Origin of the sequence: Salmonella sp. SJTUF15581 (assembly GCF_043356775.1) — a bacterium.
GTDB classification, from domain to species: Bacteria; Pseudomonadota; Gammaproteobacteria; order Enterobacterales; family Enterobacteriaceae; genus Salmonella; species Salmonella enterica.
Genome location: NZ_JBEUJY010000005.1, coordinates 155,217 through 167,122, shown reverse-complemented (window position 1 = coordinate 167,122; position 11,906 = coordinate 155,217). Strand labels below are relative to the sequence as shown.

Sequence of the window (11,906 nt, the reverse complement as noted above, 5' to 3'; positions counted from 1 at the left end):
AAATAATTGCGTAATTTTACTACAGCTGAATCGATAAAATAGCCTCAGAAGATCAAAGAAAGGGATCGCGCTGGCGTGAGAAGGCAAGTAATAGCGTGATTTTTTTTCGTAGCGCCCCGCAAAAATGCATTCCAGTGCACGCTCTGGCTGTATTTGCGCCACTGCACAGGTATACTCCTTTCCTGGTTTTTTAATCACTACGTCGGGAGTTGTTACCCCCCATGCAAGAAATTATGCAATTTGTTGGCCGTCATCCCATACTGAGTATCGCCTGGATTGCGTTACTGGTGGCGGTTTTATTTACCACGTTCAAAGGTCTGACTTCAAAAGTTAAGGTGATTACACGCGGCGAAGCCACGCGCCTTATCAACAAAGAGGACGCCGTTGTTGTGGATTTACGTCAACGTGACGATTTCCGTAAAGGCCATATCGCTGGCGCGACCAATTTGCTGCCGAGCGAAATCAAAGCCAACAATGTTGGCGAACTGGAAAAGCACAAAGACAAGCCGATTATCGTGGTCGACGGTTCAGGTATGCAGTGCCAGGAATCCGCTAACGCGCTGACAAAAGCCGGCTTTGAAAAGGTCTTTGTGTTGAAAGAAGGCGTAGCAGGCTGGAGCGGCGAGAATCTGCCTCTGGTGCGCGGTAAGTGATTACCCGTCGTTTTCATGGCGCAAGGGGAATGACTTGCCTTTGCGTCGACATGAAATCCATCGGGTAAAAAACAGGAGCGAAGTCATGGCCAATATTGAAATCTACACCAAAGCAACCTGCCCGTTTTGCCATCGTGCAAAGGCGCTGTTAAACAGCAAGGGCGTGAGTTTCCAGGAAATTGCGATTGACGGCGACGCCGTGAAGCGTGAAGAGATGATCAAACGTAGTGGCCGAACGACGGTTCCGCAAATTTTTATTGATGCACAGCACATTGGCGGTTGTGACGACTTGTATGCGCTGGATGCGCGTGGTGGACTGGATCCGCTGTTGCGTTAAGGCGTACTCAAGTATTTAAGGACAACACTAAAGGGTTTTACACATGTCAGAACAAAATAACACTGAAATGGCTTTCCAGATCCAACGTATCTATACCAAGGATGTTTCTTTCGAAGCGCCAAACGCACCGCATGTTTTCCAGAAAGATTGGCAGCCAGAGGTTAAACTGGATCTTGATACGGCATCTTCCCAACTGGCGGATGACGTTTATGAAGTTGTGCTGCGTGTTACCGTAACGGCTTCCCTGGGGGAAGAAACCGCGTTCCTGTGCGAAGTTCAGCAGGCCGGTATTTTCTCCATCAGCGGTATTGAAGGTACTCAGATGGCGCATTGCCTGGGCGCATACTGCCCGAACATTCTGTTCCCGTATGCTCGCGAGTGCATCACCAGCCTGGTTTCACGCGGTACGTTCCCGCAACTGAACCTTGCGCCGGTCAACTTTGATGCGCTGTTCATGAACTATTTGCAGCAGCAGGCTGGCGAAGGTACTGAAGAACATCAGGATGCCTGATGAACCAAAGTAATGCGTCAATGACAGTCATCGGTGCCGGCTCGTACGGCACCGCTCTTGCCATCACTCTGGCGAGAAACGGCCACCAGGTTGTCCTGTGGGGCCACGACCCAAAACATATCGCGACCCTGGAGCACGATCGCTGCAACGTCGCGTTCCTTCCCGATGTGCCTTTTCCCGATACGTTACACCTGGAAAGCGACTTAGCAACCGCGCTGGCGGCCAGTCGTAACATTCTGGTGGTGGTGCCAAGCCATGTTTTCAGCGACGTGCTGCGGCAGATTAAACCGCTGATGCGTCCGGATGCGCGTCTGGTATGGGCGACCAAAGGCCTGGAAGCGGAAACGGGGCGCCTGTTGCAGGATGTCGCTCGCGAGGCGTTAGGCGATCAAATCCCGCTGGCGGTGATTTCCGGTCCGACGTTCGCTAAAGAGCTGGCGGCGGGTTTGCCGACGGCAATCTCGCTGGCCTCAACCGATGAGACCTTTGCCGACGATCTCCAGCAACTGTTGCACTGCGGAAAAAGTTTTCGCGTCTATATCAATGCGGATTTTATCGGCGTGCAGCTTGGCGGCGCGGTGAAAAACGTGATTGCGATTGGCGCGGGGATGTCTGACGGCATCGGCTTCGGCGCGAACGCCCGCACGGCGCTAATCACGCGTGGACTGACCGAAATGTCGCGGCTTGGCGCAGCGCTTGGCGCCGATCCCGCCACCTTTATGGGGATGGCGGGTTTAGGCGATCTGGTGCTGACCTGTACCGACAACCAGTCGCGCAACCGTCGTTTTGGCATGATGCTTGGCCAGGGCATGGACGTTAAAGGCGCGCAGGATAAGATTGGTCAGGTGGTCGAAGGCTATCGCAATACGAAAGAAGTTCGTGAATTGGCGCACCGTTTTGGTGTTGAAATGCCAATAACCGAGGAAATTTATCAAGTATTGTATTGCGGAAAAAACGCGCGCGAGGCAGCATTAACGTTATTAGGTCGCGCCCGCAAGGAAGAGCTGAGTCGCCACTAGCCGTAAGGAACTGTTTGCATAAACGACCCAACTCGCACAGAACGGGTTGGTCGTTTTCTGCCCGTCTGGAGTAAGCCATGCCGTGTGAAGAACTGGAAATCGTCTGGAAGAATATTAAAGCTGAAGCCCGCGCTTTAGCTGACTGTGAGCCTATGTTGGCCAGTTTTTATCACGCCACGCTACTCAAGCATGAAAATCTGGGCAGTGCGCTGAGCTATATGCTGGCAAATAAACTGGCTTCGCCCATCATGCCCGCTATCGCTATCCGTGAAGTAGTTGAAGAAGCCTATGCCGCCGACCCGGAAATGATCGCGTCGGCAGCCTGCGATATTCAGGCCGTGCGCACTCGCGATCCGGCGGTGGATAAATACTCCACGCCGCTGTTATATCTGAAAGGCTTTCATGCGCTACAGGCCTACCGCATTGGTCACTGGTTGTGGAATAAAGGTCGCCGCGCGCTGGCTATCTTCCTGCAAAATCAGGTTTCGGTCTCGTTTCAGGTGGATATTCACCCGGCAGCGAAAATTGGCCGCGGGATTATGCTCGACCATGCCACCGGTATTGTGGTGGGGGAGACGGCGGTTATTGAGGATGATGTGTCGATCCTGCAATCCGTCACCCTGGGCGGTACCGGGAAAACAAGCGGCGATCGTCATCCTAAAATCCGCGAAGGCGTGATGATTGGCGCGGGTGCGAAAATTCTCGGCAATATCGAGGTGGGGCGCGGCGCGAAAATTGGCGCAGGTTCCGTCGTTTTACAGCCTGTCCCGCCGCACACTACCGCCGCAGGCGTTCCGGCGCGTATTGTCGGCAAGCCGGGCAGCGATAAGCCGTCGATGGATATGGACCAGCATTTCAACGGGCTACACCATACGTTTGAGTATGGCGACGGCATCTGAATTGCGCGGTACAACTAAAAAACGCTGTTCCGATGGAGTGCAATCCCGGAACAGCGGAGCGAAGAATTCGCAATGTGGACAATCAGGCTGCGGATGATGTCAGCGTGATGCGATCCAGCGGGCCGACGATAAACAGATATGAAATGAGACCAATAAGTCCCATCGAGCCAACGTATAAAATGGCAAAGTCGAACGACTGAGTATTGGCAAGAATCACGCCGATGACCAGTGGCGTAACGATGCTTGCCATATTGCCGCACATGTTAAATACGCCGCCGGCAATACCCAGAACTTCCTTCGGCGAGGTGTCGCTGAGTACGCACCAGCCCAGGTTACCAAACCCTTTGGCAAAAAAGGCCAGACTCATCGCCGCAATGACCACAAATTCTGAAGAGGTGTAGTTGGCGATCACAATTACGCAAGAGAGCAACATACCGCAGATAACAGGCAGTTTCCGCGCGACGGTAAGGCTATAGCCGCGTTTGAGCAGCCAGTCGGAGAACACGCCGCCGAGCAGGCCGCCAATAAAACCGGCAATGGCTGGAATACTGGCCACAAAACCGACTTTCAGAATCGACATGCCTTTCGCCTGGTACAGATAGGTCGGGAACCAGGTCAGGAAGAACCAGGTGATAGAGGTAACGCAGAATTGCCCGATGTAAACACCGATCATCATCCGGTTAACACAGACGGTTTTAATCTGCGCGAACGTTATTTTCTGCGGCTCCTTTTTACAGCCCAGAGAGGGCTCGCCACCACCGCTACGAATATAGTCAATTTCCGCTTGATTAACTTTTGGATGGTGCATCGGATCTTTGACTTTCATTAACCAGAATATACCGAGCATCACGCCAATAGCGCCAATATAATAGAAGACAAAATGCCAGCTTAAATTATGCAGAATGATCGTCATTAGCGGGGTGATAATGCCCAGCGAGATATATTGCGCAGCCTGATAAACTGAAGTAACGAAACCTCGTTCATTATTGGGAAACCATTGTACGCTTAAACGACTGTTCGCCGGAAAGGCAGGCGCTTCAATCGCGCCCATCAGCAGACGTAGAATAACCAGTACAATTAATGGGCTGCCATACAGATAGATCGTTCCCTGAAACATGGTTACTAACGACCAGCCAATCAATGCGCAACCGTAAACCAGTCGTGAACCGTAGCGGTCTAATAGCCAACCGCCGGGTAGTTGCATAATGACATAGGCAATACCAAATGAGGAGAAGGCCAGGCCCATCGCTTCCGGATCAAAACCTAATTCTTTACTCATTATTGGGGCAACTACGGATAGAGTTGCGCGATCCGCATAATTAAATACGGTAGCAAGAAATAAAAATATAAGAATGGTATGACGCACTTTTGTGCGCTTTATTATTGTGTTCATTATCTACTCCTCAGATAAGGGCAGAATGCATCCTGTAAGGTAAGAGAGGCGGGACGGATTCCCGCCAGTCGGGTTAAGGGCGTTTGCCAAATTCACAGGTTAATTGTGTCCAGCGGCGCGCTTGTTCACTGAGCGTGAAACCCAGACCATGACGATCGGAAATCCACATGCGGCCATCGCGCAGCTCAAGTTGCTCGTTGAATAATGGGTTCAGCCACTCGAAATGTTCCAGCCACGGCTCCAGGGGATACGCTGCGGAAAGGTGCAGGTGTACTTCCATCGCAAAGTGCGGCGCCAGCTTACGCCCGTGTTTCGCCGCCAGATCCATAATCTTCAGGAACGGAGAGATACCGCCGACACGCGGCGCATCTGGCTGAACGAAATCGCTGGCATTGCCCAGAATCAACTGCTCGTGTTCCCGGAAACTGGTCAGCATTTCCCCGGTGGCGATAGGCGTATCCAGCGCGGCAGCAAGCTGGGCGTGGCCTTCGATGTCGTAAGCATCTAATGGTTCTTCAATCCAGATAAGATTGAACTGTTCCATTTTACGCCCCATGCGGATAGCCGTTTCGCGATCCCACTGCTGGTTAGCGTCAACCATTAACGGGAACTCATCCCCAAGCGCTTCACGTACTGCGGTTAAGCGGCGAATATCCTCAGCGCAGTTGGGTTGTCCGACTTTCAACTTAATACCGCCAATGCCATTTTCGCGGGAAATCACCACATTTTTCAGCACTTGATCGAGCGGTGTATGCAAGAACCCCCCTGAGGTGTTGTAACACTGAACGGAGTCGCGGTGCGCGCCCAACAGTTTTGCCAGTGGCAGACCGGCACGTTTAGCCTTCATATCCCACAAGGCGATATCGATAGGGGAGATAGCCTGTACCGCCATCCCGCTACGCCCCACCGAGGCTCCGGCCCACAGCAGCTTGGTGTATATTTTGTCGATATCATTGGGATCTTCGCCCAGTAGATTATCGGCTATCTCTTTGGCGTGAGCATAAATACCCTGGCCGCCAGCACGTTTAGAGTAGCTAAAACCAACGCCCTCAAAGCCATCGCGACTGCGGATTTCGGCAATGATGATTGCCACTTCGGTCAAAGGTTTCTGGCGACCGGTCAGTACCTTCGCGTCACTCACTGGCGTCGCCAGCGGTAGAAAAGCCAGTGATAGCTTCACCCATTCGATACGATCGCCGGTTTCTGCCGCGGTTCTGGTATTCGCCGCTTTTGCATACGTTACGGCGTCGGAATTCGCGCTTAAAGCCATTTTTTTTCTCCTGATAATCACAAAATGATTGCGCTAACATTTTTATTATTAAGCGAGCACAGGATCCAGAAAGTTGATGTTGATTTGAACATTTGATCACATATGTCGTATAAAAAGCAGGATTTATTGCAAAATGGATCACGATCCAAAAATATCTGGGGAAATGCATAATAAAAAATGATGGCGCTATCATTCTGTAATGACTGAGCTTGATAAGCTACTGTATTTACGGCCTTTCCTGATGCGAAGCTGGCAATAGCCGCAGGCATGATGAATAATGCGCGGATAAATCAGCCAATCTTTGCAGGGGCATCAGACGTGAAGAGAACCAAATCACCTCGTGCGCCGACGCTGGAAGATGTAGCACGTAGCGCCGGGCTGTCTCCGATGACAGTCAGCCGGGCATTGAATTCGCCACAACTGGTTCGCCCCAAAACGGTTGAGAAAGTCATGCAGGCGGTTCGCGTCACAGGCTACATACCCAACGCGTTAGCCGGTGGTCTGGCGTCGCGACGGAGTAAATTAATCGCTGTCGTCGTGCCGCAAATTAACAACAACATGTTTGTCGATACCATCCAGTCGCTGAGCGATGAACTGGCCCGACGCGGATATCACATATTGCTGTGCGTGGCGGGATATACCGAACAAACGGAAGCGGAGTTGGTGGCGACACTGCTTTCCCGCCGCCCCGATGGCGTGGTGCTTACCGGGATCCATCACACGATAGAACTGAAAAAGGTCATCCTGAACGCGGCTATTCCGGTGGTGGAAATTTGGGACTTAACGCCCACGCCGCTTGATATGCTGGTCGGTTTTTCCCATGAAAAAGTCGGGCAGGCGACGGGGGAGTATCTTCTGAGTAAGGGCTATCGTCGTCCCGGCTTGTTGTGGACCGCCGATCGCCGAGCCGCGCAACGTAAGCAGGGGTTATGTAGTGTTCTTCAACGCCACGCTATTCATGCCGTACCGCAGGTAGATGTCCCCCTTCCGGCATCGCTTTCGCTGGGGCGCAGCGGTTTAAGCCAGCTTTTTGACGAAGGGACGTTTGATGTCATTGTTTGCAGTTCTGATACCCTGGCACAGGGGGCGATGATGGAGGCGGAAAGCCGTGGTATGCGCATTCCGCATGATTTAGCGGTTATTGGTTTTGGCGACCTTGATTTTGCCGCCAGCAATCGACCATCAATTACTACCGTAAGCGTTGACAGACGCGCCATTGGCCAGCGCGCCGCTACGCTGTTGGCCGATCGTATTGAACAGAAACCGTGCGCAGAAGCTATTGTGGATATTGGCTTTCATTTGATTGAGCGAGAGTCCGCATAAACGGGAACATGCCATCGGGATCGGCCTGGCCGGATCAGGCGTTAGCCGCCATCCGGCATTGAATATATTACGACCGCAATACCGCGCCGGGATATCCTAACTGGCGCCACGCTTCATACACCACCACCGACACCGCATTCGACAGGTTCATGCTACGGCTATCCGGCATCATCGGAATGCGAATCTTCTGCTCTTTAGGCAACGCATCGAGAATGCTGGCGGGCAGGCCGCGCGTTTCCGGGCCAAACATCAAATAATCGCCATCCTGATAGCTTACGGCGCTATGGGCGGGCGTGCCCTTTGTCGTCAACGCAAACAGGCGCTGCGGGTTTTCGGCGGCGACAAAGGCGGCATAATCGTGATGGCGCTGAACCGCGGCGAATTCGTGATAGTCCAGCCCTGCGCGGCGTAAGCGCTTATCATCCCAGGTAAACCCCATCGGTTCGATGATGTGCAGACGAAAGCCGGTATTGGCGCAAAGACGAATGATGTTGCCGGTATTCGGCGGGATTTCTGGTTCGAAGAGTACGATGTTAAGCATGATGCCCCCTTAAATGCGGGGGGCAGAATAGCAGAAATTTACCGGGCTCTCACGCGCCAGGCGTTCAGGCGGCATCGCCTTTGCTCATTGGCGCCAGCGCGGCGGGCAAACTTCTCCCCAGTTCCTGCACCAGTGAATCGCCACTGATTTCGCTAATGGATTTCGCGCCGGTCAGGGTCATGGCGACTTTCATCTCTTTCTCGATCAGGTCCAGCAGATTGGCGACACCCGCTTTTCCTGCCGTCGCCAGCGCGTAGAGATAGGCCCGACCCAGCAGTACGGTATCGGCCCCCAACGCAATCATACGCACGACATCCAGCCCGTTACGAATCCCGCTATCCGCCAGAATGGCGATATCGCCTTTCACCGCATCGGCAATGGCGGGCAGGGCGCGGGCGGAAGAGAGCACGCCATCGAGCTGGCGGCCGCCGTGATTCGACACCACGATACCGTCAGCGCCGAAACGTACCGCATCGCGGGCATCTTCTGGATCGAGGATCCCTTTGATCACCATTGGGCCGTCCCAGAATTCGCGTATCCACTCCAGATCTTTCCAGGAGATGGACGGATCGAAGTTATTTGCCAGCCAGCCGATATAGTCCTCAAGGCCGGTCGGTTTACCCAGATAGGCGGAAATATTGCCTAAATCATGCGGGCGACCGTTCAGGCCGACATCCCACGCCCATTTAGGGTGCATCACCGCCTGCCAGTAACGGCGCATGGCCGCGTTTGGGCCGCTCATCCCGGAGTGGGCGTCACGGTAGCGCGCGCCCGGCGTCGGCATATCCACGGTAAAGACCAGCGTGGAGCAGCCCGCCGCTTTTGCTCGTTCCAGCGCATTACGCATAAAGCCCCGGTCACGCAGTACATAAAGCTGGAACCACATCGGGCGCTTAATGGTTGGTGCAACTTCTTCAATCGGACAGACGGAGACGGTGGAAAGGGTGAACGGAATGCCCTTTGCGTCTGCGGCGGCGGCGGCCTGTACTTCGCCGCGACGGGCGTACATGCCGCACAGACCTACCGGCGCTAATGCCACTGGCATCGACAACGTTTCGTTAAACAGGGTCGTTTCCAGGCTTAAATCGGACATATTTTTCAGCACGCGCTGGCGCAGAGCGACTTGCGACAGGTCTTCCACATTTCGGCGCAGGGTATATTCCGCATACGCGCCGCCGTCGATGTAGTGGAAGAGGAAAGGAGGCAACGTGCGCTGAGCTGCGGCGCGATAATCGCTGGCTGCTGAAATAATCATGATTTATTCTCCCTGGTCATCTCATTATGGTCGCCGGGCAGGCGGGTAATACGCGCCTGGCGGGCCTGGTCTTCATCAAATCGTTTAATCGTGGTGTGGACAAAACTGAGGTGCGCCATCATCGCTTTACGCGCGCCCTCGGCGTTACCGTCCAGAATGGCGTCCATCACTGCCTGGTGTTGTTCCGTCAGCTTTGAGAATACGGGCGGAACGAGATACATACGCTGGCGACTCTGTTTGACGGAGGATTGCAGGACGTCGAAGAAACCGCGCATGGTTTGCAACAGCACCACATTGTGCGAGGCTTCCGCGATCGCCAGATGAAAGCGCACGTCGGCCTGGGAGGCGAGATCCGGGTCTTCGCTGAGCGTCGCATCAAAGCAGAGTCTGATTTTCTCTTTGTCGGCGGCGGTGGCACGCATGGCGGCGTGCCAGGCCGTACTGGCTTCAATGGCGTGGCGGGCTTCCAGAATGTCGAAACTGTAGTCCGGATCGTTCGCCATCAGCATTTTCAGCGGTTGCACGATATTCTGTTCAGACCAGGTTTCGTGCTGCCAGCGGACAAATGTCCCGCCGCCGCGACGGCTCACCAGCACGCCTTCGCTGACCAGCTTCGCCAGCGCTTCGCGTAAAGAGTTGCGTGATACGCCAAGCTGTAGAGCCAACTGGCGCTCGGCGGGCAATTTCATGCCCGCTTCCAGGTTTTGTTCTTCAATCAGCGCCCGCACGCGAGAGGCAATCTCGTCTGACAGGCGTTTTGGCATCACAATCACGGAATCATCCAGGTTAAAACATAGGCCTGAAGCGTAGTGATCACGCCCACCATACAGGTGAAGATCAGGCTGTGTTTGACGGTAAAACGGAACAGATCGGACTCTTTCCCTACCAGCCCCACCGCCGCGCAGGCGATGGCGATAGACTGCGGCGAGATCATCTTCCCGGTTACGCCTCCAGTGGTATTCGCCGCCACCATCAGCACATCAGAGACGCCGATTTGCTGCGCCGCGGTAGCCTGTAGAGAGGCAAACAGCGCGTTAGATGAGGTATCCGAGCCGGTCAGGAATACCCCCAGCCAGCCGAGGAACGGCGAGAAGAACGTGAAGGCGCTGCCGGTGTGCGCCAGCGCTAACGCCAGCGTGGAAGAAAGCCCGGAATAGTTCGAGATAAACGCGAACGCCAGCACCATGCCGATGGAGTAAATCGGCAACGCCAGCTCTTTCAGCGTGCTGCCAAAGGTCTGGATTGCGGCTGAGGGCTTCATTTTCAGCCAGACGATAGACAACAGCGCGGCAAACAGGATCGCCGTGCCGGTGGCGGAGAACCAGTCAAATTTATACACCGCCGCGTAAGCGGTCGCTTCGTGTACGACCGGCGGCATACGGGCGACCAGTTTATCGAGATATGGTACCGGAACGTTAATTACCCAGTCATACAGCGCGCCGCCGGGGGCAAACAGCGCTTTGAACGGCGGTATGCTCCAGAGAGTGACCGTGGCGGTCAGGAACAGGAACGGCGACCAGGCGCGAACGATTTGCCCTGTCGTATAGCGGGTACGGGCCAGCGTCTGATCGACCTGCGACGCGCCCATATCGCCGAAGCGGAAGATGCGCACCGGCTGCCAACGTTTGAGGAACAGCGTCAGGCACACCAGAGACACCAGCGAAGAGATAATGTCCGGCAGTTCCGGCCCGATAAAGTTGGAGCTGAGATACTGGGCGATAGCAAACGAGCCGCCAGCGACCATCACCGCAGGCCAGGTTTCTTTCACGCCGCGCCAGCCGTCCATAATCGCCATAATCCAGAACAGCACGATAATGGTCAGGAACGGTAGCTGACGACCGACCATCTGACCGATTTCAAAGCTGTCCAGGCCCGTGACCTGTCCGGCAACCAGAATCGGGATCCCCATCGCGCCAAAGGCGACAGGCGCGGTGTTTACAATCAGGCACAGCCCTGCCGCATACAGCGGATTAAAGCCCAGACCCACCAGCAGCGCGGCGGTTATCGCCACCGGCGCGCCGAAACCCGCCGCGCCTTCAAGGAACGCGCCGAAGCAGAAGCCGACAATCAGCATTTGCAGACGTTGATCGGGGGTAATCGACAGAATTGACGAGCGGATAATGTCAAACTGCCCGGTCTTGACCGAAATTTTATAGACGAAGACCGCGGCAATGATTATCCAGGCAATCGGCCATAGCCCGTAGAAGAAGCCATACACGACCGATGCCAGCGCGTGATCGACCGGCATTTTATAGAACAGCAGCGCAACGGCGAGCGCGATAACCACCGTCCACGAAGCGGCAACGTAGCCTTTCAGCTTGAGTTTAATCAGGGCGAAAAAGAAGAACAGGATTGGGAGCGATGCGATCAGGCTGGAAAGCCAGATATTACCCGCCGGGTCATAGTTTTGTTGCCAGAGGTTCATTGCAGGTCTCCTGAGAACCACACGCATAATGGGATGAATCTTTGCTCATCTCGTTGGGGTCACATTATGTGTAAAAGTGGTCCTGCCAATATTGTTGTGTATGGATAATGACAACAAATAGTTAACCAGATGTTATTTATTGGCAACGGTATTGTAGAGTTAATTTAGTGAAATGTGAGTAGGCTGTGGTAACGGGCTAAAATTGGTAGGGCCAATTGAGGGGAGAGGACAGCAAAGGGAAGTGAAAAGGCAATGGCATTATGCCATTGCCTTTGATGTC

Annotated in this window: 12 protein-coding genes; 6 read left to right on the top strand and 6 right to left on the bottom strand. The window is 54.1% G+C overall.

Annotated elements, in window-relative coordinates; genetic code table 11:
• Positions 1 to 221: 221 nt before the first annotated feature.
• The 5 genes from ABVN36_RS11435 (at position 222) to cysE (ending at position 3,419) form a co-directional block, all read left to right on the top strand.
• Positions 222 to 653 (top strand): rhodanese-like domain-containing protein, encoded by a 432-nt coding sequence (locus ABVN36_RS11435; RefSeq protein ID WP_001156179.1) that lies wholly within the window; start codon positions 222 to 224, stop codon positions 651 to 653.
• A gap of 85 nt (positions 654 to 738) precedes the next feature.
• Entirely contained in the window at positions 739 to 990 is a 252-nt protein-coding gene (gene grxC / locus ABVN36_RS11430; RefSeq protein WP_001273795.1) for a glutaredoxin 3, read from the top strand.
• Positions 991 to 1,033: 43 nt separating this feature from the next.
• Positions 1,034 to 1,501 carry a protein-export chaperone SecB gene (gene secB, locus ABVN36_RS11425; RefSeq protein WP_000003370.1) on the top strand — a complete coding sequence of 156 codons (468 nt, stop codon included), beginning with the start codon at positions 1,034 to 1,036 and terminating at the stop codon, positions 1,499 to 1,501.
• On the top strand, positions 1,501 to 2,520 hold the full coding sequence (gene gpsA / locus ABVN36_RS11420) for an NAD(P)H-dependent glycerol-3-phosphate dehydrogenase (protein ID WP_001076596.1): 1,020 nt from the start codon (positions 1,501 to 1,503) through the stop codon (positions 2,518 to 2,520). The genes secB and gpsA overlap by 1 nt, the downstream gene beginning before the upstream one ends.
• A 77-nt stretch (positions 2,521 to 2,597) precedes the next feature.
• Positions 2,598 to 3,419, top strand: a complete 822-nt coding sequence (gene cysE, locus ABVN36_RS11415) for a serine O-acetyltransferase (RefSeq protein ID WP_001112114.1) — start codon at positions 2,598 to 2,600, stop codon at positions 3,417 to 3,419.
• An 82-nt stretch (positions 3,420 to 3,501) separates the two neighbouring features.
• On the opposite strand, the gene ABVN36_RS11410 is transcribed toward cysE, so the two are convergent.
• Both ABVN36_RS11410 and ABVN36_RS11405 read right to left on the bottom strand, forming a co-directional pair.
• The gene (locus tag ABVN36_RS11410) at positions 3,502 to 4,812 is read right to left on the bottom strand and encodes an MFS transporter (protein WP_001092104.1); all 1,311 of its coding nucleotides are present in this window, start codon (positions 4,810 to 4,812) and stop codon (positions 3,502 to 3,504) included.
• A gap of 73 nt (positions 4,813 to 4,885) precedes the next feature.
• A complete protein-coding gene (locus ABVN36_RS11405) occupies positions 4,886 to 6,082 on the bottom strand; it encodes an L-talarate/galactarate dehydratase (protein ID WP_001218249.1) in 1,197 nt (398 codons plus the stop codon).
• Positions 6,083 to 6,400: 318 nt separating this feature from the next.
• On the opposite strand from ABVN36_RS11405, the gene ABVN36_RS11400 reads away from it, so the two are divergent.
• Positions 6,401 to 7,405, top strand: a complete 1,005-nt coding sequence (locus ABVN36_RS11400; RefSeq protein ID WP_001805166.1) for a LacI family DNA-binding transcriptional regulator — start codon at positions 6,401 to 6,403, stop codon at positions 7,403 to 7,405.
• Positions 7,406 to 7,472: 67 nt separating this feature from the next.
• Here ABVN36_RS11400 and trmL read toward each other — a convergent pair whose 3' ends face one another.
• The 4 genes from trmL to lldP form a co-directional block, all read right to left on the bottom strand.
• On the bottom strand, positions 7,473 to 7,946 hold the full coding sequence (trmL, locus tag ABVN36_RS11395) for a tRNA (uridine(34)/cytosine(34)/5-carboxymethylaminomethyluridine(34)-2'-O)-methyltransferase TrmL (RefSeq protein ID WP_000932335.1): 474 nt from the start codon (positions 7,944 to 7,946) through the stop codon (positions 7,473 to 7,475).
• A gap of 64 nt (positions 7,947 to 8,010) precedes the next feature.
• On the bottom strand, positions 8,011 to 9,201 hold the full coding sequence (gene lldD, locus ABVN36_RS11390; RefSeq protein WP_000586991.1) for an FMN-dependent L-lactate dehydrogenase LldD: 1,191 nt from the start codon (positions 9,199 to 9,201) through the stop codon (positions 8,011 to 8,013).
• Positions 9,198 to 9,974: a transcriptional regulator LldR gene (gene lldR, locus ABVN36_RS11385; RefSeq protein WP_000636696.1), complete on the bottom strand. Its 777-nt coding sequence runs from the start codon at positions 9,972 to 9,974 to the stop codon at positions 9,198 to 9,200. Before lldR ends, lldD begins: the two co-directional genes overlap by 4 nt.
• Positions 9,971 to 11,626 (bottom strand): L-lactate permease, encoded by a 1,656-nt coding sequence (gene lldP, locus ABVN36_RS11380; protein ID WP_001055304.1) that lies wholly within the window; start codon positions 11,624 to 11,626, stop codon positions 9,971 to 9,973. The genes lldR and lldP overlap by 4 nt, the downstream gene beginning before the upstream one ends.
• Positions 11,627 to 11,906 lie beyond the last annotated feature (280 nt).

Excerpts from the sequence above, each read along its gene's own strand:
- ABVN36_RS11435 (WP_001156179.1), top strand. The coding sequence starts at position 222 with ATGCAAGAAATTATGCAATTTGTTGGCCGTCATCCCATACTGAGTATC.
- grxC (WP_001273795.1), top strand. The coding sequence starts at position 739 with ATGGCCAATATTGAAATCTACACCAAAGCAACCTGCCCGTTTTGCCAT.
- secB (WP_000003370.1), top strand. The coding sequence starts at position 1,034 with ATGTCAGAACAAAATAACACTGAAATGGCTTTCCAGATCCAACGTATC.
- gpsA (WP_001076596.1), top strand. The coding sequence starts at position 1,501 with ATGAACCAAAGTAATGCGTCAATGACAGTCATCGGTGCCGGCTCGTAC.
- cysE (WP_001112114.1), top strand. The coding sequence starts at position 2,598 with ATGCCGTGTGAAGAACTGGAAATCGTCTGGAAGAATATTAAAGCTGAA.
- ABVN36_RS11410 (WP_001092104.1), bottom strand. The coding sequence starts at position 4,812 with ATGAACACAATAATAAAGCGCACAAAAGTGCGTCATACCATTCTTATA.
- ABVN36_RS11405 (WP_001218249.1), bottom strand. The coding sequence starts at position 6,082 with ATGGCTTTAAGCGCGAATTCCGACGCCGTAACGTATGCAAAAGCGGCG.
- trmL (WP_000932335.1), bottom strand. The coding sequence starts at position 7,946 with ATGCTTAACATCGTACTCTTCGAACCAGAAATCCCGCCGAATACCGGC.
- lldD (WP_000586991.1), bottom strand. The coding sequence starts at position 9,201 with ATGATTATTTCAGCAGCCAGCGATTATCGCGCCGCAGCTCAGCGCACG.
- lldP (WP_001055304.1), bottom strand. The coding sequence starts at position 11,626 with ATGAACCTCTGGCAACAAAACTATGACCCGGCGGGTAATATCTGGCTT.